The following is a 20195-nucleotide window of genomic DNA, read 5'->3' on the forward strand; positions in this document are numbered from 1 at the left end:
CGTACCCCAAGGAGTCGATCCACCATGGCGAGCGATGCGCCGACCGGGCAGGTATCCGACCTCGACTGGCTGATGAGCGGACTCGTGCAGCGCGTGCCGCACACCCACAGCGCGGTCCTGCTCTCCTCCGACGGACTCGTGAAGTCGGTCCACGGCCTCGACCCGGACAGCGCCGACCACATGGCGGCCCTCGCCTCCGGGCTCTACTCGCTGGGGCGCAGTGCCGGCATCCGGTTCGGCGACGGCGGTGACGTGCGCCAGGTCGTCGTGGAACTCGACTCCACCCTCCTGTTCGTCGCCACGGCCGGCTCCGGCACCTGTCTGGCGGTGCTCGCCGGGCGCGACGCGGACGCGGCGGTGCTCGGCTACGAAATGACGATGCTGGTCAAGAGCGTGCGCCCCTACCTGATGACCGGACCCCGGCAGCCCGCCGGCGAACCCGCCCCGATGAGGCATTGAGCGTGGCGGCCCCGCACGACGGGCCATGGCTCGACGAATCCGCCGGACGCCTCGTCCGTCCCTACACGGTCAGCGACGGACGGACCCGGCCGACCGCCCAACTGGACCTCCTGACCCAGGTGATGGCCACCGGGAGACCGGTCATCGGCTACCTGGGGCCCGAGCACACGCAGGCGCTCGGGCTCTGCGCGGCACCCACGTCGGTCGCGGAGATCGCGGCGCAGCTGAAACTGCCCGCGGTCGTGACCAAGGTGCTGCTCTCCGATCTCGTCGACTGCGGGGCGCTCACCCTGAGGGCCCCGGACTTCTACCACAACCCCACTGACCGGTCCCTGTTGGAGGCAGTGCTCGATGGACTACGACGACAGCTCTGACCCCTTCCCCACCGCGTTGAAGATCCTGATCGCGGGCGGATTCGGGGTCGGCAAGACGACCTTCACGGGCGCGGTGAGCGAGATCGCGCCGCTCAGCACGGAAGAGCTCCTCACCACGGTCAGCGAGGGCACCGACGATCTGTCGGGCGTCGAGAACAAGACCACGACGACCGTGGCCATGGACTTCGGACGCATCACCCTCGATCCCGAGCACGTCCTCTACCTCTTCGGTACGCCCGGCCAGGAACGCTTCTGGTTCATGTGGGACGAACTCTCCGAGGGCGCGCTCGGCGCGGTGGTCCTGGCCGACACCCGCCGCCTGGAGGACTGCTTCGCGGCGGTGGACTTCTTCGAGCAGCGCGGCATGGGCTTCATCGTCGCCATCAACGAATTCGACGGCGCCCACCGCTACGAACCCGAAGAGGTACGGTCCGCCATCGACCTGGACCCGCAGGTGCCCGTCGTGCGGTGCGACGCGCGCATCTCCAGCTCGGGCATCGCGACCCTCCTCACCCTCGTCAAGCACCTCCTCGCCCACGCCCCGGCCGCACCGAGCTACGGAGCCCACACCTGATGTACGACGCGACCGCGAACCTGCTGCTCACCCCCGTAGACAGGGAGGCGCCGACCCGGGTGCGGAGGCTGCGCAGGCTCGGCATAGGACTCCGTCCGGACCTCGCCTTCGACGCCTTCGCCGACCGGCTCGCCGAGGTCACGGGCGCGCCGTACTCCATGGTCAACTTCATCGACGAGAACCGGCAGTTCTTCGCGGGCCTGCACACCCCGGGCGATCCGGAGCACCGCTACATGGAGCGCGATCACGGGTACTGCCCGCATGTGATCGTGCGGCGCAAGGCCCTCGTCCTGGAGGACGTCTGCGACTACCCGCGGTTCGCGGGGAACCCGGTGGTCGACGAGATCGGCATCCGTTCCTATCTGGGCGCCCCGCTCATCGACCGCACGGGCATCGCGCTCGGCACGGTCTGCGTGGTGGACGTCGAGCCCCGGCCCTGGGGCAGGGCGGGCCTGGAGACGATCAAGGCGATGGCGGCGGAGCTGATCGAGCAGATCCACCGCCGGGAGGACGGCGGGATCTGAGTCACACCTCCAGGACGTCGCCGTCGGGAAAGCGGACACGCACGGTGTCGCCGTCCACCTCGCAGGAGACGGCCTGCCGCAGCGCCGAGGGCCGGACGGCGTCCTGGGAGAGGGCGACCAGCGTGACGTGGACGCTCGCCCCGCCCTCGTGGCGGGCGGACGTCAGATACGGGGTGGCCGAGTGCGGCCCGTAGGCGTTCGCCGCCACCTCACGGGCGATGCCCGCCCCCTCGTCCCAGCCGTGCAGTGCGACGACGGCGCTGGTCAGCCCGGTTTCCGTGCGGGTGAGCGCCCAGCCGGGGCCCTGTTCGGCGTGCGGGGGTGCCTCGTCGGCCACCGCGTAGCCGCCCTCGCGGACCGTCGCGCCCGCCGGGGCCTGGACCCGGTGGACGCGGATCTCCCACGGGCCGTGCAGCGCGCTGGTCGTCTCGACGGGGAACGCCTCCCGTGTGCCGGGCAGCAGCGCCTCGTGGCGGGATGCGGCCACGCGCCCCTCGCAGCGCACCGGGTGGATGCGGCGGCGGCGCGAGGGGGTGCCGTCCGGCGCGAGGAGCGCGAGGTGGTTGTCCACGGTGCGGCCCCATGCGCTCGGGGCGGTTTCGGGGGCCGTCGCCGAGGAGTAGGCGAACTTGGCGTAGTGCGGGTCGTCGGCCGCGGGGCCTTCGAGCGGGTTGTGGTCGCTGCCGTGGTTGACCAGGCGGACGATGCCGTCGTGCCGTGTGCCGTGCAGGAGCCAGCCGGGCTCGGGGAGCGCCGTGTACTGGTCGGACTCCTCGACGGGGAGCGGGAGTTCGCGCTCGGTCCACACCGGGTGGTCGGCGGGCAGGAGCAGGCCGAGGAACCCCTTGCTGGCCCAGTAGGGGGAGGCCGGACCCGAGTAGGCCTGGGTGGCGGGCAGGAACGTCCCGTACCAGCCGAGCGGCAGCAGACCCCGCTCGTCGGGGACGCCGCGCTCCACGAAGTGCCGTGCGGTGCCGGACGCCAGGCGCCGGGTGAGGCCGGGTGCCAGGGGCGTGCAGTCCGCGAGGGCGCCCATCCAGACCGGGGCGGTCGTCGCGAACCGGTAGGTCAAGGAGCGGCCCTGGTGGACGGGAGCGCCGTCCGCACCGAAGAACTGCGGGTAGGTGTCCAGGAATTGGGCCAGCCGCTCGCGGTAGACCTTGGCGCGCGCCTCGCCGTCCGGGCCCGCCATGCGGGACCAGAGCAGCGGGTACAGATGCATCGCCCAGCCGATGTAGTAGTCGAAGTTGCGCCCGTCGCCGTCGCTGTACCAGCCGGCGCCGCGGTACCAGTCCTCGATGCGGTCCAGGCCGCCGTCGATGTCCGCCTGGTTGTACGGAGCGCCGACCGAGGCCAGGAACTGCTCGGACACCACCTGGAAGAGCCGCCAGTTGTTGTCCCACGTCCTGCCGCCGACGAAGCCGGAGAACCAGTCCACGACCCGCTCCTGGACCCGGGGATCGAGCTTGTCCCAGATCCAGGGGCGGGTCTCGTGCAGCCCGATCGCGATCGACGCCGCCTCGACCATCTGCTGCGAGCAGTCGCTGAGTGCGGGCCAGGCCTCACCGCCGGCGCCGTCGCGGTCCGTGCCCGCTGTCAGACCCTGCGCGTAGCGTTCGAGGAGGTGGGGGTCCACCTCACCGCCCGCTCCCGCGATGCGGAAGGAGGCGAGGAGAAATGACCGTGCGTACCCTTCGAGACCGTCCGAGACGACCCCCGACCAACTGCCGCGCCCCGGCAGCCGGTACTGCGCGAAGTTCGGCGTCGCGTACGGGACGAGCGCCTCCAACTGCCGGTCGGCGAGCGCCTCCCAGTGGGCGCGGGTCCACCCCGTGAGCGGGGACAGGACCCGGTCGGTGGGCGGCAGGGCCAGGTGCGGTGCGGGCATGGCGGGTCCTCCGAGAGGTCGGTGGGGCGGCGGTCACCTCGCGGTCACCTCAGGAGCGCGGTGTGCGTATGGCCGCGTGAGCCCCCGACGCGGACGGTGACGACCGGGCGGCGGCCCGGCGTGACGGTGACCGTGTCGTCGGCACGGACCACCTTCCGTACGGCGAAGGGCAGTTCCACGGTGACCGTCGTGCCCGTGCGGCCCGGGTCGGCCACGGCCAGCGACATGCCGCCGTCGCCGCCGCGTCGCACGATCACGGTGCAGGGTCCCGATGCCGTGAGGCCGGCCGCGCTGCCGGGCTGCCAGAAGTGCGCGGCGACCAGGCCGTGCCGACGGGCCTCGACGGCCTGGGCGGTGGCGTCGTTCGCCACGATGCGGACCGGCCGTGAGTGGGACCAGAGAGCGGTCGCGGTGGCGCCGGCGCCGGGGAGGAGGACGTAGGCGTACGAGGACGCGGCGGGGGAGACGCCGTGGTCGAGCCACAGGGTCAGATAGCGGCGGGTGAGCGGAGTCGTGCTGCCCCCGGTGTCCGCGCCGGTGTTGATCTCCCGCCAGGTGCCGGTCCGCTCCTCGCGCAGGGCGTGCAGGCGGGCGCCGCCCCGGTCGTCGGAGGTCGTTCCGGGGTGGTCGGGGAAGACGTAGCCGCCGGTGCCCTCCAGGTGGGCCCAGCGGGCGCCGGGCAGGGTCGCCGACCAGCCCGAGTGCGAGGGCCTGCGCCGGCCGTCGACCGTGAGGCGGGGCGCCCCGGCCTTGTACAGGTTGCGGTTCTCGACGACCGTCTCGATGGTCCGGCCGTCGCTCGCCGTGATGTCCGCGCCCAGGGCGACGACGGCGTTGTCGAGGAAGAACCACGCCTTCCTCGCGCGCAGCGTGCTGCCGTCGGCGAGGAGCTCCATCGCGGCGGCGCCGTACCGGCCGTCGAGCACCGCGCCGCCCGCGACGGCGTTCTTCGGCCGGTAGGTCCCCGTGCCGCCGCCCGAGCCGATGTCGGCGCGCTTGCGGGTGTCCACGGTGGTGCCCGGCAGGCGGTACGGATCGACCGTCGCCCAGAAGCCGTCCCCGAACTGCCCCAGGTCGTCGCCGTCGTACAGATAGGCCATGCCGTCGCCGGTGTACCAGCCGTGCAGGTTCTCGCCGTTGCCCGCCTCGTACGCGGCGATGCGCTTCGAGGAGAGCGAGAGCGTGAGCGCCCAGCCGGGGCGCCGGTGCACCACCCGGTCCATGTCCGCGAACGCGAAGTGCCCGGTGAGCCGGTCGGTGGCCGGCACGGCGGGGTCGTCAATGACGGCCTTGGCGCGGGCGAGCGCCGGGACGCCCACCAGGCTCAGATAGGGGTGGGTCTTGTTGCGCCTCATCCACCCCTTGGCCAGCGCGCGCCAGCGTTCGGCGTACGCGGCCGGGGCGCCGTCCGCCAGCTGGAGGATGTTGGTGAGGGCCGCCGCGCCGTCCTTGTGGTCCGGCGCCTTCTCGCGGGACGTCGCACGGCCGCGCAGCGCGTCCATCATCAGGCCGTCGAAGATGACCGGCGAGAAGGTCCGGTCCACCGCCTCGAACAGCACGGACGTCTTCGGATCGGTGACGGCCCACTCGGAGTCCGCGAGCAGCGCGATCAGCTGGCCCGCGCTGCCGAGCAGGACACTGCCGTACGTTCCCGTGTACGCGACGGAGCCGTGCTGCACGAACGACCCGTCCTCGTAGAACCCGTCGCCCGAAGTGACGTACGTGAACAGGCTGTTCTTGCCCTTGTCCCGGACGTCGGACAGGCCGTCGCGCGCCAGGGCCAGGGTGGCCGCGTCCCGTGCGAGGAGTCCGCGCAGTGCCACGATGACGGCCTTGTCGGCGCGGTTGGCGCCCGTCTCGGACAGGGTCGGGATGTTGGTGCGGCGGTCCGGGTCCGGGCAGAACTTCGCCACCGTGGAGGTGTACTTCGCCAGGTCGGCCGCGGGAACCTTCTCGCGCAGCAGCACGCACGTGTCCATCAGGGCGCGGGGCGCGCCGATCTCCCAGAACCACCAGTTGCCGGATTCGGGGCGGCTGGTGTTGTAGGCGTCGGCGTGCAGGAAGCGCAGGGCTTCGAGCAGGCCGTCCGCCGCTTCGGCGCTGCCGCTCAGGGAGGTGCCGGGCGTGGCCCAGGCCGTGGCTATCGTGCGCAGGCGGGTGTAGCTCTGGCCGAAGTTGCCCGGGTCCTTCGCGGGGGAGAGGTCGGCCCACAGGGCGCTGCGGCCCGCGGACCGGTCCAAGTCCCGCCACCAGCCCGCCGCCTGGGTGTCCAGGACCTTCAGAGCCGCCGCGAAGTCCGGGTCGGCGGCGTCGAACGCGCCGCCGGTGAGTTGCGCCGCCGCGCGGACGAGCAGTGGATCGTACGGGTCCGCTCCGTCCCCGGGGGCTGCCCATGCCGTGCCGCCCGTGGCCACCGGCAGAAGCGCGGAGGCGGCAGCCGCGGCGAGGAGTGTGCGGCGTCGGGGGCCGGCGGGGCCGGGGAGGGGCGTAGGCATGCGGAACTCCCGTGGGTGTCGGGGCATCGGGGCAGGGGAGGGAGAGGCGTGAGCGATTCCGCGACAGCATGTAAGCGGTTGCTGTGCGGGGGCAAGAGGGCCCGGCATCTTTCTATGTTCTTTCTGTCCACAGGGGTTTCGTGGAGATCCCACGCGCCTTAACCGGTTACAGCCGCCCGCCCAGTGAGGAGGGTGGGAAAGTCCAAGAGCGGAGGGCCTTCTGGGTGTTGACGGCGACAGTAAGCGATTACTACGTTGCGGCCCCATGGCTGAGAACAGGACCCGAACCGTACGTGCTCGCAGTACCCGGACCGTCCGTGCTCGCAGTACCACCCGCACCCTCCGCGCCGCGACGGCGACGGCGGCCGCGGCCGCCACCCTCGCGCTCGCCCTCCCCGCCCACGCGGCGCCCCTCGACCCGACCCCGGGCGCGGACGGCGTCGGCGACCCGCTCTTCCCGACGCTCGGGAACGGCGGCTACGACGTCCGCCACTACGACCTCTCCTTCGACTTCACGCCGGTGACGTACGACTTCACCGGCACCATGAGGATCAAGGCGAGAGCCACCCAGGACCTGTCGTCCTTCAACCTGGACGTCGACTCGCTGGCCATCGACGCCATCAAGGTCAACGGCAAGAAGGCCGCATGGGCGATCGGCCCCGGCAAGACCGGCCAGGAGCTCACCGTCACCCCGGCGGGCGGCCTGCGCGACCACCGGGCCTTCGACGTCGAACTGACCTACCACGGCAACGGCAAGACCAAGCCGATCGGCCAGCCGGGCTGGCGGTACATGTCCGACGGCGGTTTCGCCTCCGCCGCCCAGGCCTCCCGCGCCGACACCTTCGCGCCGGTCAACGACCACCCCTCCGACAAGGCCACCTGGTCCTTCCACCTCACCGCCCCGGACGGCTGGACGCCAGGAGCCAACGGAAACCTGACGGGCACCCGCGACGCGGGGCAGAAGAAGACCTGGGACTTCTCCCTCAAGTCCCGCATGGCGCCCGAGCTGTTGGGGATCTCCGTCAACAAGCAGACCTACGTCCACGGCCGCGGCCCGCACGGAGTGAAGCTGCGCCACCTTCTCCCCGAGGACCAACTGGCGAAGTACCGGCCCATCGCCGAGGAGACCGGCGGGCAGCTCGCCTGGCTGGAGAGGACTCTCGGCGTGCGCTACCCGTTCGACACGTACGGCGTGCAGATCGTGCGGGACGGCTACAGCGACGCGTTGGAGAACCAAACCCTCTCGCTCTTCGGGCCGTCGTGGTTCGACCGGCCCACCTACTCGACCACCATGGTCCACGAGCTGACCCACCAGTGGTTCGGCGACTCCGTCACCCCCGCCACCTGGCAGGACGCCTGGCTGAACGAAGGACCTGCCGTCTACTACGCGGCCGTGTGGGCGGACCAGAAGGGCTTCCAGCCCATCGAGGAGAAGATGAAGACCGCGTACGCCAAGCTCGACGCGGTCCGCAAGACCGACGGCCCGCCCGGAAAGCCCACCGGGCTCGGTGGCTTCAACATCTACGACGGAGCCGCGGTCTCCCTCTACGCCCTCGACCAGCAGATCGGCCACGAGCGGTTCGAGGCCGTCATGAAGGCGTGGCTGACCGAGCACCGGCACGGCAACGCCTCCACCCAGGACTTCATCGACAACGCCGTCGAGGTCACCGGCGACGACTCGGTCGGCACGTTCCTGCACCACTGGCTGTTCGACCTCGACAACCCGCCCATGCCGGGGCACCCGGACTGGGGTGTCGCGAAGTGAGAAGCGTGAGAAGCCCCCGCATCGCCGGGATCACCATGGCCCTCGCCGCCGCCGGGGCTGCCATCGCCCCGCAGAGCACGGCCCAGGCCGCCCCCGGCCCCAAGATCCTCCACGTGTCCCCGAACGGCTCCGGAGAGTCCTGCACCGCCGCCCGCCCCTGCTCCCCGCAGGCCGCGCGCGACGCCGCCCGCACCGTCGGCGGACGGGACGTACGCATCGAACTCGCCCACGGCACCTACGAGATGCGCGAACCGCTGACGCTGGGCGCGGCCGACTCCGGGCGCGACGGGCACACCGTCACCTGGACCGCCGCGCGCGGGGCCGAGCCCGTGTTCTCCGGCGGCCGGGCGCTCAAGGGATGGTCCGAAGCCACCGACGGCACCTGGACCGCCCGTGTCCCCGAAGGGATCACCCCGCGCCAGCTGTTCGTGGACGGCGAGCGGGCGCTGCGCGCGCGGGGGAAGGCCTGCGCGGCGAGCACCTGTGACGCCACGAAGACCGGCATGACGGGCGCCACCGCGACCGGCATCGCGAACTGGAAGCGGCCCACCGGCGCGGAAGCCGTCATCAAGATCCGCTGGCGCGACTACCACTGCCGGATCGCGGGCGTCGAAGGGGACGACCTCACCTTCGCGCAGCCCTGTTGGACCAACTCCGCGAGCGGCACGAACCGTACGGGACCCGCCTGGGACTCCACCACCGTCGACTCGTCGCGCTACTCCGGAGTGGCCTTCTTCGAGAACGCCCGCGAACTCCTCGACAAGCCGGGCGAGTTCGTCTGGGACGCCGAGGACCGCACTGTCACCTACCTCCCGCGCAAGGGTGAGGACATGCGCCACGCGCGCGTGCTCACCCCGGTGACCGAGCGGCTCATGGTCGTCGACGGCGCCCACGACCTGCGCGTGCAGGGCATCGGCTTCGCGTACGCGGCGTACGGCCAACCTTCCACCGACGAGGGCTACGCGGGCACCCAGGCCGGTCTCACCCTCACCGGAGCGAGTGGCCCGGTCGATCACGCGGGCCGCCACTACACCAAGCCGAGCGCGGCCCTGACGGTGCGCGGCGGCCGTCATGTGGCCGTCAGAGGCGCCGAGTTCACGCATCTGGGCGGCGCCGGAGTCGTCCTCGAAGCCGGCACCAAGGACACGTCCGTCACGCGCTCGCGCTTCACGGACCTGTCGTCCGGGGCCGTGTACGTCGGCGACACCGAGCCGAAGCCGGACGCGGAACTGGCGGGTGAGCGGAACACCGTCGCGTACAACACGATCCGCAGCACCGGCGTCGAGTACACCGACGCGGTGGGCATCTGGGCCGGGTACGAGGCCGAGCTGAGCGTCGACCACAACACCCTCGACGAGCTGCCCTACTCGGGGATCTCCGTCGGCTGGGGCTGGAACCAGCCCGAGGCCCAGAAGTCCGTGCTCCGGGACAACCGGATCACCGGCAACAGGATCACGGACGTGATGCGCGTCGAGAACGCCCAGCACGACGGCGGCGCCGTCTACACCCAGGGCGCCCAGCCCGGCACGGTCGTCTCCGGCAACTACATCAACCGCTCCGCCTACGGGAACACCGAGCGCGACGGCAACGGCATCTACCTCGACGAGCAGTCCTCGTACATCCGCGTCGAGGGCAACGTCATCACCCGCATCGGCTACAAGTGGGTCTCCAACTGGGCCGATTACGGCATCCAGAACCACGCCACCGGCAACTGGACCGACACCGACGCACCCGCCCTCACGGGCACCGGATCGACGATGCGGGACAACCACACGGAGCTCGACCGGCTGCCTTCGGATGCGCTCGCCGTGGCGGCCCGCGCGGGCGCGCACCCAGCGGCGCCCGAGCAGCTCCGCCCGGACCTCGCCCGCGCGGGCACCGCGTCCCAGTCCTCCACGGACGGCGCGGCCGAGGCGGCGTACGCGACCGACGGCGACACCTCCACCGACACCCGCACGCTGTCCGAACCGGGCGCCTGGTGGCAGGTCGACCTCGGTGACGTGCGGCGCGTAGGCCAGGTCGAGGTCTGGAACGGCACGTCCATGACCACGGCCGGCTTCGACGTCCAGCTCGCCCGGCGCGCGGACTTCGCCGACGCGAGGACCCTGCACGTCACCGGGCGAGCGCTTCGGCCCACACTCCTCGACACGGACGCGGAAGCCAGATACATAAGGATCAAGCTCACCGGCACGGGACGCGTGGCGCTCGCCCACGTACTCGTGCACCCTGCACGTACATAGGCAACACCCGCACTCGCACAGGTATTTGTACGGAAAGGCACACCATGACCGACCTCCGTCTCGGCGTCCTCGGCTACGGCTTGCGCGGTTCGCTCGCCCGCACCGCCCACCGGCCCGGCGCGGGCTCCCGCGTCACCGCGCTCGCCGACCACGACGTGACCGCGCGGACGGAGGCGGCCGTGGCCTTCCCCGGAGCCCTGATATCCACCGACCACCGCAAGGTCGTCGAGGACCCGGACGTCGACGCCGTCGTGATCCTCACCCCCGACCACACCCACGCCCGGCTCGCCTGCGAGGCGCTGCGCGCGAACAAGCCCGTCTTCGTGGAGAAGCCGCTGGACATCGGCATCGAGGCCTGCGACGAGATCCTGCGGACCGCCTACGAGACGGGAACGCGTCTCTACGTAGGCCACAACATGCGCCACATGCCCGTGATCAGGCTGATGCGCGACATCATCCGGCGCGGCGACATCGGCGAGGTCAAGACGGTCTGGGTACGCCACTTCGTCGCCTACGGAGGCGACTGGTACTTCAAGGACTGGCACGCCGAACGGCAGCACACCACCGGCCTGCTGCTCCAGAAGGCCGCCCACGACATCGACGTCCTGCACTGGCTCGCCGGCGGCTACACCCGTCAGGTGCAGGCCCTGGGCGACCTCATGGTCTACGGGGACAACCCGCGCCGCGAGCTGGGCGAGCCGAAGACGGACGACTGGTACACCGCGGACGGCCACTGGCCGCCGCGCACCCAGCGCGACCTCAACCCCGTCGTCGACGTGGAGGACGTCTCCCTGGTCAACATGCGCCTGGACAACGGGGTGTTGGCCTCCTACCAGCAGTGTCACTTCACCCCCGACTACTGGCGCAACTACACCGTGATCGGCGACGCGGGCCGCCTGGAGAACTTCGGCGACGGCCCCGGGGGAGTGGTGAAGGTCTGGAACGAGCGCCGCTCGGCCTACCGCCCCGAGGCCGACGCCGAGTACCCGGTGCCGGACGCCCAGGACGAGGGCGGGCACGGCGGCTCCGACCCGCTGCTCATCGAGGAGTTCGTCCGCTTCGTGCGCGAGGGCGGGCGCACCGACACGTCGCCGGTCGCGGCCAGGATGGCGGTGGCGGCGGGCGTGCGCGCGACCCAGTCGCTGCGGGACGGGGGCACGCCTCGGGAGGTGCCGGTCCTCGACCCGGAGCTCATCGCGTACTTCGAGCGGGGCCAGACCCGGGCCTGAAGGAGGGGCCTGAAGCCGGGCCTGAAGGAAAGCTGCGGCGGCGCTTAAGAAATCCTCGATGGACCCGGGCGCCGCCGTAAGGAAGATTCCTGTGTCGTCGGTGGAAGAAGCGACGTACGACAGGAGCCGTTGCGTTGAAGGCGCTGGTCAAGGAGAAGGCGGAGCCAGGGCTCCGGCTGATGGACGTACCCGAGCCGGTGATCGGCCACGGAGACGTCCTGATCAAGGTGCTCCGCACCGGGATCTGCGGCACCGATCTGCACATCCGGGCCTGGGACGGCTGGGCGCAGCAGGCCATCTCGGCGCCGCTGGTCGTCGGGCACGAGTTCGTCGGCGAGGTCGTCGAGACCGGGCGTGACGTCGCGGACATCAACATCGGCGACCGGGTCAGCGGCGAGGGCCACCTGGTCTGCGGCAAGTGCCGCAACTGCCAGGCCGGCCGCCGCCACCTGTGCCGCGCGACGGTGGGGCTCGGCGTCGGCAGGGACGGGGCGTTCGCGGAGTTCGTCGCGCTGCCCGCCGCCAACGTGTGGGTGCACCGCGTCCCCGTGGACCTCGACGTGGCCGCGATCTTCGACCCGTTCGGCAACGCGGTGCACACCGCCCTGTCGTTCCCGCTGGTCGGCGAGGACGTGCTGATCACCGGGGCGGGGCCGATCGGCCTGATGGCCGCGGCCGTGGCCCGGCACGCGGGCGCCCGCAACGTCGTCATCACGGACGTCAGCGAGGAGCGCCTGGAGCTGGCCCGCAAGGTCGGCGCGAGCCTGGCCCTGAACGTCGCCGAGACCTCGATCGCCGAAGGACAGCGCGAGCTGGGCCTGCGCGAGGGCTTCGACGTCGGCCTGGAGATGTCCGGCAACCCCGTCGCGATGCGCGACATGCTCGCCAACATGACGCACGGCGGCAAGATCGCCATGCTCGGTCTGCCGGCCGAGGAATTCGCCGTCGACTGGTCCCGGATCGTCACCTCCATGATCACGATCAAGGGCATCTACGGCCGCGAGATGTTCGAGACCTGGTACTCCATGTCCGTGCTGCTCGAAGGCGGCCTCGACCTCGCCCCCGTGATCACCGGGCGCTACGGCCACCGTGACTTCGAGGCGGCCTTCGACGACGCGGCCAGCGGTCGCGGCGGCAAGGTCATCCTCGACTGGACCTCCTGAACCTCTCGGCCCTCCCATGGCTCCCACGGCTTAACTCCCAAAGGAATCAAGCATGTTCGACTCCGTACGCGACGACCTGCGCACCACCCTCGACGAGATCCGCGCCGCCGGCCTGCACAAGCCCGAGCGCGTCATCGGCACCCCGCAGTCCGCCACGGTCTCCGTCACCGCGGGGGGCCGCCCCGGCGAGGTGCTGAACTTCTGCGCGAACAACTACCTCGGCCTCGCCGACCACCCCGAGGTGGTCGCCGCCGCGCACGAGGCCCTGGACCGCTGGGGCTACGGCATGGCGTCCGTGCGCTTCATCTGCGGTACGCAGGAAGTGCACAAGGAGCTCGAGGGGCGCCTGTCCGCGTTCCTCGGCCAGGAGGACACGATCCTCTACTCGTCGTGCTTCGACGCCAACGGTGGCGTCTTCGAGACGCTGCTCGGCGCGGAGGACGCGGTCATCTCGGACGCGCTCAACCACGCCTCCATCATCGACGGCATCCGGCTGAGCAAGGCCCGCCGCTTCCGTTACGCCAACCGCGACATGGCGGACCTGGAGCAGCAGCTGAAGGAGGCCGCCGAGGGCGGCGCGCGCCGGAAGCTGATCGTCACCGACGGCGTCTTCTCCATGGACGGGTACGTCGCCCCGCTGCGGGAGATCTGCGACCTCGCCGACCGCTACGACGCGATGGTGATGGTCGACGACTCGCACGCCGTCGGCTTCGTCGGCCCCGGCGGTCGCGGCACCCCCGAGCTGCACGGCGTCATGGACCGCGTCGACATCATCACGGGCACGCTCGGCAAGGCGCTCGGCGGCGCCTCCGGCGGCTACGTCGCCGCCCGTGCGGAGATCGTCGCGCTGCTCCGCCAGCGCTCGCGCCCGTACCTCTTCTCGAACACGCTGGCCCCGGTGATCGCGGCGGCCTCCCTGAAGGTCCTGGACCTCCTGGAGTCGGCGGGCGACCTGCGCGAGCGGCTCGCGGCGAACACGGCGCTGTTCCGCTCGCGGATGACGCAGGAGGGCTTCGACATCCTGCCGGGCGACCACGCGATCGCCCCGGTGATGATCGGCGACGCCTCGGTCGCCGGACGGATGGCCGAGCTGCTCCTGGAGCGCGGTGTGTACGTGATCGGCTTCTCGTACCCGGTGGTGCCGCAGGGCGCGGCCCGTATCCGTGTCCAGCTGTCGGCCGCGCACTCCACGCAGGACGTGAACCGTGCGGTGGACGCCTTCGTGGCGGCGCGGGCGGAGCTGGACGCCGCGGGTGCCTGAACCGCTGGGTGAGGCCGCTGGTGTCGGTGAGGCCCGCGGTTTGGGACAATCGGCCTCATGATCGAAGCGCGGCGGCTGCACATCCTCCGTGCGGTGGCCGACCACCGCACGGTCACGGCCGCTGCCGCCGCGCTCTATCTCACGCCGTCGGCGGTCTCCCAGCAGCTGACCGCCCTGGAGCAGGAGACCGGTCACCGCCTGGTCGAGCGGGGTGCCCGCGGGGTCAGGCTGACCCCGGCGGGCGAGATCCTGCTCTCCCACACGAACGCGGTCCTCGCCCAGCTGGAGAGGGCCGAGGCGGAGCTCGCCGCGTACAGCTCCGGCGAGGCGGGGACGGTGACCGTGGCGTCCTTCGCCACGGGGATCGCCCTGGTGGTCGGCCCCGCCCTGGCCCGTCTCTCGTCCACGGCGCCCGGCATCCGGGTGCGGGTCCAGGACGCGGAGGGCGACGCGAGCCTGCCGATGGTGCTCGACCGGCAGGTGGACGTCGCGGTGGCCGTGGAGTACCGCGGCGCTCCGGGCGTGGACGACCCGCGGTTGACGCGGGTCCCGCTCTACGCGGAGCCGTTCGACGCGGTGCTTCCCAAGACGCATCGCCTCGCGGCGGCGGAACGCGTGCCGCTCGCGGAGCTGGCCAAGGACGCGTGGATCGGCCCCTTCGCCGGGAACCCCTGCCACGACGTGGTGATACTCGCCTGCGAGGCGGCGGGCTTCCAGCCCCTGCTCGAACACTGGTCGGACGACTTCCGCGCGGTGGTCGCGCTGGCCTCGGCGGGCGCCGGCGTGGCGTTGGTACCGAGGTCGGCGCTGCGGGGCATGGACGTCTCGGGCGTGGTGATCCGCCCGGTGGAGGGCGTCGCCCCCACCCGCCGGGTCTTCGCGGCGGTGCGGTGCGGCGCGGAGGAGCACCCGCTGATCCGCCCGGTCCTCGACGCGCTGGGCGAGGCGGCGGAGTAGCGGCGGTGTCGCGGCCCGGTCCCGCCGGGGCGTGCCCGACGGGACCGGACAGGATGCGGACCGGATGCGGAGGGCGCGGGACGGCGGCTACATCCAGAGGCCGTCCAGGAACGGGTAGGCATCGGTGAGCTTGGACGGGCCCTGGATGAGCTTGTCCTCGGTGACGACGACGAACTCGTCGCCCTTGGTGAGGAAGTAGTGCGCCGTTGACTCGGTCACGGCCGTGGCCGCGGCGTCCGGGCCGAAACCGAAGGCATCGGGTGCGGCCGTCAGCGAGAGCTGCTGGGACGAGCCGCGCGAGAGGGCCGTGGTGAAGCTGCCCTGCATGCCGAAGACCAGCAGCCTGCCGCCATCGGCGCCGAAGCCGGTGACGTCGCACAGCTCGCCGGCCCTTTCCAGAAGGTCGCGGGACAGGACGTCCTCCGCCTCATGGAGGGGGCCGTGGCTCTTGTCGGAGAACTCGACGGCCTGGCCCTGCGCGAAGCCCAGATAGGTGTGGCCGCTGCTCTTGGGGGCGGGCCCGACGGCGTCGAAGCCGTCGCTGAACGTCTTGGGCAGGTGCGGGAACTGGTCGGCGATCCTCCGGGGGCCCGACTCGATGCCGCGCCGCTTGGAGAAGCGGATGAACTCGTCCCCGCGGAAGCCGTCGAAGCGTACGTAGGGCGCGTCGCTGTCCGGGATCGCCTTGGCCGCCGACTCGAAGATCCCGCCGCCCGCGTCGAGCGCCTGCTTGGCCGCGCCGCCCAGGGAGCCGAGGACCGAGCCGAGGATGCCGCCGCCGGCGGAGACCACGGTGGCCGTCAGCGCGTCGAACGCCTTGGCCTGGCCGCGGCTCGGCACCCGCTCCAGGCGCCACAGCTGGGCGGGTCGCGGCCCCATGGTGGGCCTGCCCGCCTGCTCCAGGGCCGCGTCCGGCGCGACGCTGTCGTCGTGGACGGACAGCAGGTGGCCGCTGTTCACGTTGACCAGCGCGTACCCGTCGCCGACCACCTCCGGCCGCCACAGCTGTGACACCAGCAGGTCCTGCCGGGTCTCCGCCGGGCACTGCTGCACCGGCGAGCCCGCGCGGCCGCGGCCGGTCATGATGTCCATGCGCAGGGTGCTGTGCACGCTCTGCAGCGTCCAGGCGCCCTCCTTGGCGGCGTTGGGCCGCACATGCCACAACTGGCTGTACCGGGCGGTTCCCTGCGGGTGCAGCTCCTGCTGCACGATCGGGACGCTCTGCGCGGTCTTGGCCCCCTGCACTCCCGCGTACAGCCCGCTCGCCTCGTTCTTGAGCAGGTAGATCCCCTCGGACAACGCAGACATTGCCAACCTCCGTGGAAGACGGACAGTGATCCCCCGCGTGTGCGCCTCACAGAGTAGGAGCTGAGACCGGATACCGATACGGGTGGATTTCGGCTGCTATTCACCCCTCAATTACCGGGACTTGGGGCGTTCTTCCGTGCGGGCGTCGACCCAGGTGGCGTCAACTCTCCCCGTCAGCACACCCGTTGGGGGATGCGTGGCGGGGCGGAACGCGCCTGGAGTGCGGGGGGCCGGTTCTCACCCGTGACGCCGCCGCCTCGGACGCTGCCCGGGGTTCGGCCGGGCCAGGCCGCCGGAGACCGGCGCGGCGCCGAGGCCGCCGTCCCCCTCCTCGTGGCGCAGGACCCAGTCGTCGAGGTCGCGTGCCGCCTCCAGCGGGTTGCCGGCGGTGTAAGCCCGCCACCAGCCCGCATCGCCGGGATCGCCGGTGGCGGAAATCCCCTCGGGGGAGCGCAGTTCCTCCCGGAAGCAGGACTCGGCCGCGGCGAACCGCGCCCGCGCGGTCCGTGCGTCCACGCCCAGGACGTCGCCGATCAGTTGCCACCCGGCGCCGCCGAGCCGCTCGGCCACGGCCGCGGCCTCGAAGAACCGGTGCGCGGCCCTGAGGACGTGGACGGCGTCGGCCAGTACGGAGCCGGGGGAGCGGGCGGTGCCGTCGGGACGCAGCTCGTGCTCGCCGATCGGTACGGCGGCACGCGCGAGGTCTGACAGGGCGTACGCCTCGTAGGCCATCGCGAGACGGGCTCGGGCCGCGTCGGTGCAGGGCTCCGTGGGCGGCTCCGCGTACGACGGGGCGGCGGGGCGGGGGTCGTCATCGCTGTCGCTCATGCCGGTCGGCCTCAACCGCGTACGAAATAGAGGACGGTCATGGTCACGGCGGTGGTGAGGATGATGCCGCGCAGCAGCCGGTCGGAGAGGCGGCGTGCGAAGTGGGCGCCGGTGAAGCCGCCTGCCAGCGCGCCGACGAACATGGGGGCCAGGACGAGCGGGGTGCTCAGCGCGTCCGATGCGCCGAGGAGCAGTGCGGCGGCGCTGAGGTTGATGGCCGCGATCTGGGTGACCCGCATCGGATTGCTGACCGCGGTGTCGAGACCGAGGCCGATGCCCCACAGGGCGAACATCATGATGCCTACGGCTCCGCCGAAGTATCCGCCGTACAGCGCGAGGAGGAACTGGCCCACCAGGACGGCGCGAGGGCTCATGCTGAGCTGGTGGCCGAGCGCGTCGCTCACCGCGCTGGAGAGGCGGCGGCCGAAGGCGAGGACCACCGTGGCGAAGGCCAGCAGCCAGGGCACCGCGGCGTCGAACGACGCCGCGGGCAGCGTGAGCAGCAGGAGTGCGCCGAGTCCGCCGCCGACCACGCTGACCACCGTCAGCGCTCGCGTGGACGTCGCCCCGACCGGGGCGAGTTCGCGCCGGTAGACCCATCCGCTGGCCACGGCTCCCGGTACGAGGGCGATGGTCGAGGACGCGTTCGCCGTCACGGGGGAGAGGCCGACGGCGACCAGGGCGGGCAGCGCCACGAACGTGCCTCCGCCGCCGACGGAGTTCAGCGCTCCGGCGGCGATGCCTGCCAGCAGGACGAGCAGTAGTTCGGGCACCCGCCGAGCATCGCCCTGTGACGGGCGGGTCCACAATGCGTTATCGGTGTACCCAGCCTAAGGCTGTGCCATAGGCTCACGAGGTGCGCTACGACCTGGACGATCTGCGGCTCTTCCTCGACACCGTGACGGAGGGGTCGATCACGGCGGGCGCCCGCCGCATGCATCTGAGCCTGCCGTCGGCCAGCGCCAGGGTCCGCTCCCTCGAACAACAGGCCGGTGTGCCCCTGCTGATCCGCGGCCGTCGGGGCGTGCGCCCCACCCCGGCGGGGACGACCCTGGCCCGGCACGCGCGCGAGGTCCTCGCCCAGACCGTGCGGCTCGAAAGCGCGGTCGCGAGCTATACGAGATCCCCGACCGCGCCCCTGACCCTGCTGGGCGGCGGCTCGGCCGTGCACCGGCTCGTCCCGCAGGCCCTGGTCACCTTCCTCCGCGCCCACCCGGACATCGACGTCCGCGTCTTTGAGAACCGCACCCCGCAGATCGTGCGGATGCTGGCCGACGGCGATGCGGACCTGGGCGTCGTCCTCGACGACGAGGCCCGCGACTGCGGTCTTGCCATGGAACCCCTCGGCGACGATTCCCTCGTGGTGGTCGGCCAGCCCGGCGGAATCCTCGCGGGCCGTACGTCGATGACGTACAGCGAGGCCGCCGAGCACCCGCTGGTGGGGCTCGACGCCGATGCCTCGTTGCGCCGCTGGATCGAGAGACACGTGGGCCCCCACGCACCGGTCGTCCGCTACCGCACCACGGTCGCCAACCTCAACGTCCTGGTCGCCCTGGCCGCCGCGGGCGTCGGCCTCGCGATCGTCCCGCGCCGCGTGATCGACCCCACCCAGCCCCTGGAGGTATGCGCCCTCCAGGACCCCTGGGCCCGCCGCCACCACCTGCTGGCCTGGGCCACCAAAACGGGCCCCGCCTCCCCCTCGGCCCAGGCCCTGGCCGACCACCTGCGCAGGGCGTCGACTTCCGAGCCGATGCTGGCGGGCCACCGGGTGGCGTGATGGACCCCATGGCTGTGGGGGCGCCCGCCCTCCAGGCCCCTCACGTCCAGGCGCTCAGGCCGTGGGCCGCCCCGTGCTGGCCCGCAGCACCACCTCGCCCCGCACCCGCTCCACCCGTGACCGCGCGCCCCGCTCGCGCAGGGCGAGGGCGAGGACGTCGCGCCCCATCCGCGTCAGCGGCAGCGCCACCGTGGTCAGCGGTGGGGTCAGTTCCCCGATCAGGGGGATGTCGTCGAAGCCCGCGAGCGACACGTCGTCCGGCACCCGGAGCCCCCGTTCCCGCAGCGCTCCCAGCGCCCCCACGGCCATCACGTCCGTCACCGCGAAGACGCAGGTGGGCCGCTGCCCCCGGCGCAGCAGTTCCACCGCCGCCGCATGGCCCCCGTCACGCGTGAAGGCACCCTCCACGATCCGCTCCGGGGGAAGGGCGACCCCCGCCTCGGCCAGGACCGCGCGGAACCCGGCCAGGCGGTCGGCGACCGTGGTGAGCCGTTCGGGGCCGGTGAGGACGGCGAACTCCCGGTGGCCCAGGCCCAGGAGAGCCCGCGCCAGCGCGCCGGCCCCGGCCCGGTTCTCGGGCTGCACCGTGTCCACGCGCAGGCTGCGGTGCCGGCTGACCACGGCGACACGGCCCCCGTCACGCATGTAGGGGACGAGCTCGGCCTCCAACGACCTCTCCCACGCGGGGTCCTGGAAGCCCGAGCCGATGAGCAGGATCGCGCGGGCGCGCTGCGCCCGCAGCATCGAGACGTACGCGATCTCCCGTGCCGGGGCGCGGAAGGTGCTGGCGAGCATGACGAGGAGGTCCTGTTCGGCCGCCGCCGCCATCACTCCGCTCGCGATCGCCGCGAAGTAGGGGTCGCCGACGTCGTGGCAGATGACGCCGATGGTGTTGTTCGACGAGCTGGCGAGCGCCTGCGCATGGGCGTTGGGGATGTACCCCAGCTCATCCGCCGCTTCGAGCACCCGCAGCCGCAGGTCCTCGCGGACGCGCGTCGTACCGTTCAGGGCCCGCGACGCGGTGGCCGGGGACACCCCGGCGGCACGGGCCACGGCATGCAGGGTCACATGAACCCCACGCTCACGCCCGCGCCCGGGGGCGGGCGGGGGGTGCTGTTCGCGTCTACGCCTGAGGCTGGGCGGGGGTTGCTGTTCGCGGGTCGGCCTCGATCGGGGGTGTTCTTCGCGTTGGCGTCCGGCGTCGGGTTCGTCCTCGTGTACGTGTCCGTGTGCCTGCCCGGGCGGGGGTTGCTGTTTGCGGGTCGGCCTCGATCGGGGGTGTTCTTCGCGTTGGCGTCCGGCGTCGGGTTCGTCCTCGTGTACGTGTCCGTGTGCCTGCCCGGGCGGGGGTTG

Annotated in this window: 17 protein-coding genes; 11 read left to right on the top strand and 6 right to left on the bottom strand. The window is 72.1% G+C overall.

From position 1 onward, the window contains the following. Nucleotides 1-24: 24 nt before the first annotated feature. Genes ACZ6ZP_RS10710 through ACZ6ZP_RS10725 form a run of 4 tightly spaced genes read left to right on the top strand, consistent with a single transcriptional unit; the run spans nucleotide 25 to nucleotide 1931 of the window. A complete protein-coding gene (locus ACZ6ZP_RS10710) occupies nucleotides 25-459 on the top strand; it encodes a roadblock/LC7 domain-containing protein (RefSeq protein WP_351161240.1) in 435 nt (144 codons plus the stop codon). Between the two features lie 2 nt (nucleotides 460-461). Continuing rightward, entirely contained in the window at nucleotides 462-833 is a 372-nt protein-coding gene (locus tag ACZ6ZP_RS10715) for a DUF742 domain-containing protein (protein ID WP_249586447.1), read from the top strand. Beyond that, a complete protein-coding gene (locus ACZ6ZP_RS10720) occupies nucleotides 811-1407 on the top strand; it encodes a GTP-binding protein (RefSeq protein ID WP_249586446.1) in 597 nt (198 codons plus the stop codon). The genes ACZ6ZP_RS10715 and ACZ6ZP_RS10720 overlap by 23 nt, the downstream gene beginning before the upstream one ends. Then, entirely contained in the window at nucleotides 1404-1931 is a 528-nt protein-coding gene (locus tag ACZ6ZP_RS10725) for a GAF domain-containing protein (RefSeq protein WP_351161699.1), read from the top strand. The genes ACZ6ZP_RS10720 and ACZ6ZP_RS10725 overlap by 4 nt, the downstream gene beginning before the upstream one ends. Before the next feature lies 1 nt (nucleotide 1932). Here the strand turns inward: ACZ6ZP_RS10725 and ACZ6ZP_RS10730 are convergent, their stop codons facing one another. Both ACZ6ZP_RS10730 and ACZ6ZP_RS10735 read right to left on the bottom strand, forming a co-directional pair. Beyond that, nucleotides 1933-3819 carry a DUF2264 domain-containing protein gene (locus tag ACZ6ZP_RS10730; RefSeq protein ID WP_469406377.1) on the bottom strand — a complete coding sequence of 629 codons (1887 nt, stop codon included), beginning with the start codon at nucleotides 3817-3819 and terminating at the stop codon, nucleotides 1933-1935. Between the two features lie 44 nt (nucleotides 3820-3863). After that, nucleotides 3864-6314: a polysaccharide lyase 8 family protein gene (locus ACZ6ZP_RS10735; protein ID WP_469406378.1), complete on the bottom strand. Its 2451-nt coding sequence runs from the start codon at nucleotides 6312-6314 to the stop codon at nucleotides 3864-3866. A gap of 265 nt (nucleotides 6315-6579) precedes the next feature. Here ACZ6ZP_RS10735 and ACZ6ZP_RS10740 point away from each other — a divergent pair, with 265 nt between their 5' ends. The 6 genes from ACZ6ZP_RS10740 (at nucleotide 6580) to ACZ6ZP_RS10765 (ending at nucleotide 14929) form a co-directional block, all read left to right on the top strand. Beyond that, nucleotides 6580-8079, top strand: a complete 1500-nt coding sequence (locus ACZ6ZP_RS10740; RefSeq protein WP_468611760.1) for a M1 family metallopeptidase — start codon at nucleotides 6580-6582, stop codon at nucleotides 8077-8079. A gap of 35 nt (nucleotides 8080-8114) precedes the next feature. Then, nucleotides 8115-10319, top strand: coding sequence for a galactose-binding domain-containing protein (locus ACZ6ZP_RS10745; protein ID WP_469406568.1), 2205 nt, complete (start codon nucleotides 8115-8117; stop codon nucleotides 10317-10319). Nucleotides 10320-10363: 44 nt separating this feature from the next. Continuing rightward, nucleotides 10364-11548 (top strand): Gfo/Idh/MocA family protein, encoded by a 1185-nt coding sequence (locus tag ACZ6ZP_RS10750; RefSeq protein WP_469406379.1) that lies wholly within the window; start codon nucleotides 10364-10366, stop codon nucleotides 11546-11548. Between the two features lie 134 nt (nucleotides 11549-11682). Next, nucleotides 11683-12711 (top strand): L-threonine 3-dehydrogenase, encoded by a 1029-nt coding sequence (gene tdh / locus ACZ6ZP_RS10755; RefSeq protein WP_469406380.1) that lies wholly within the window; start codon nucleotides 11683-11685, stop codon nucleotides 12709-12711. A 52-nt stretch (nucleotides 12712-12763) separates the two neighbouring features. Continuing rightward, nucleotides 12764-13972, top strand: coding sequence for a glycine C-acetyltransferase (locus ACZ6ZP_RS10760; RefSeq protein ID WP_351161259.1), 1209 nt, complete (start codon nucleotides 12764-12766; stop codon nucleotides 13970-13972). 57 nt (nucleotides 13973-14029) lie between these two features. Further along, entirely contained in the window at nucleotides 14030-14929 is a 900-nt protein-coding gene (locus ACZ6ZP_RS10765; RefSeq protein WP_351161262.1) for a LysR family transcriptional regulator, read from the top strand. 87 nt (nucleotides 14930-15016) lie between these two features. On the opposite strand, the gene ACZ6ZP_RS10770 is transcribed toward ACZ6ZP_RS10765, so the two are convergent. The 3 genes from ACZ6ZP_RS10770 to ACZ6ZP_RS10780 all read right to left on the bottom strand — a co-directional run bounded on the left by ACZ6ZP_RS10770 (nucleotide 15017) and on the right by ACZ6ZP_RS10780 (nucleotide 17838). After that, entirely contained in the window at nucleotides 15017-16237 is a 1221-nt protein-coding gene (locus ACZ6ZP_RS10770; RefSeq protein WP_469406383.1) for an RICIN domain-containing protein, read from the bottom strand. Nucleotides 16238-16474: 237 nt separating this feature from the next. Beyond that, complete coding sequence (locus ACZ6ZP_RS10775; protein WP_469406384.1) at nucleotides 16475-17065, bottom strand: hypothetical protein; 591 nt, start codon at nucleotides 17063-17065, stop codon at nucleotides 16475-16477. Between the two features lie 11 nt (nucleotides 17066-17076). Beyond that, nucleotides 17077-17838: a sulfite exporter TauE/SafE family protein gene (locus ACZ6ZP_RS10780; RefSeq protein WP_361461343.1), complete on the bottom strand. Its 762-nt coding sequence runs from the start codon at nucleotides 17836-17838 to the stop codon at nucleotides 17077-17079. Between the two features lie 83 nt (nucleotides 17839-17921). Here ACZ6ZP_RS10780 and ACZ6ZP_RS10785 point away from each other — a divergent pair, with 83 nt between their 5' ends. Continuing rightward, a complete protein-coding gene (locus tag ACZ6ZP_RS10785) occupies nucleotides 17922-18842 on the top strand; it encodes a LysR family transcriptional regulator (RefSeq protein WP_468611752.1) in 921 nt (306 codons plus the stop codon). A gap of 54 nt (nucleotides 18843-18896) precedes the next feature. On the opposite strand, the gene ACZ6ZP_RS10790 is transcribed toward ACZ6ZP_RS10785, so the two are convergent. Next, nucleotides 18897-19910: a LacI family DNA-binding transcriptional regulator gene (locus ACZ6ZP_RS10790; RefSeq protein ID WP_351161274.1), complete on the bottom strand. Its 1014-nt coding sequence runs from the start codon at nucleotides 19908-19910 to the stop codon at nucleotides 18897-18899. Between the last annotated feature and the right edge of the window lie 285 nt (nucleotides 19911-20195).

It is taken from the genome of Streptomyces sp. NPDC054047 (assembly GCF_055585065.1).

Bases quoted from the DNA above. Each gene is read 5' to 3' on its own strand.
- ACZ6ZP_RS10710 (WP_351161240.1), top strand. From the start codon at position 25: ATGGCGAGCGATGCGCCGACCGGGCAGGTATCCGACCTCGACTGGCTG.
- ACZ6ZP_RS10720 (WP_249586446.1), top strand. From the start codon at position 811: ATGGACTACGACGACAGCTCTGACCCCTTCCCCACCGCGTTGAAGATC.
- ACZ6ZP_RS10730 (WP_469406377.1), bottom strand. From the start codon at position 3,819: ATGCCCGCACCGCACCTGGCCCTGCCGCCCACCGACCGGGTCCTGTCC.
- ACZ6ZP_RS10735 (WP_469406378.1), bottom strand. From the start codon at position 6,314: ATGCCTACGCCCCTCCCCGGCCCCGCCGGCCCCCGACGCCGCACACTC.
- ACZ6ZP_RS10740 (WP_468611760.1), top strand. From the start codon at position 6,580: ATGGCTGAGAACAGGACCCGAACCGTACGTGCTCGCAGTACCCGGACC.
- ACZ6ZP_RS10745 (WP_469406568.1), top strand. From the start codon at position 8,115: ATGGCCCTCGCCGCCGCCGGGGCTGCCATCGCCCCGCAGAGCACGGCC.
- ACZ6ZP_RS10750 (WP_469406379.1), top strand. From the start codon at position 10,364: ATGACCGACCTCCGTCTCGGCGTCCTCGGCTACGGCTTGCGCGGTTCG.
- ACZ6ZP_RS10760 (WP_351161259.1), top strand. From the start codon at position 12,764: ATGTTCGACTCCGTACGCGACGACCTGCGCACCACCCTCGACGAGATC.
- ACZ6ZP_RS10765 (WP_351161262.1), top strand. From the start codon at position 14,030: ATGATCGAAGCGCGGCGGCTGCACATCCTCCGTGCGGTGGCCGACCAC.
- ACZ6ZP_RS10770 (WP_469406383.1), bottom strand. From the start codon at position 16,237: ATGTCTGCGTTGTCCGAGGGGATCTACCTGCTCAAGAACGAGGCGAGC.
- ACZ6ZP_RS10775 (WP_469406384.1), bottom strand. From the start codon at position 17,065: ATGAGCGACAGCGATGACGACCCCCGCCCCGCCGCCCCGTCGTACGCG.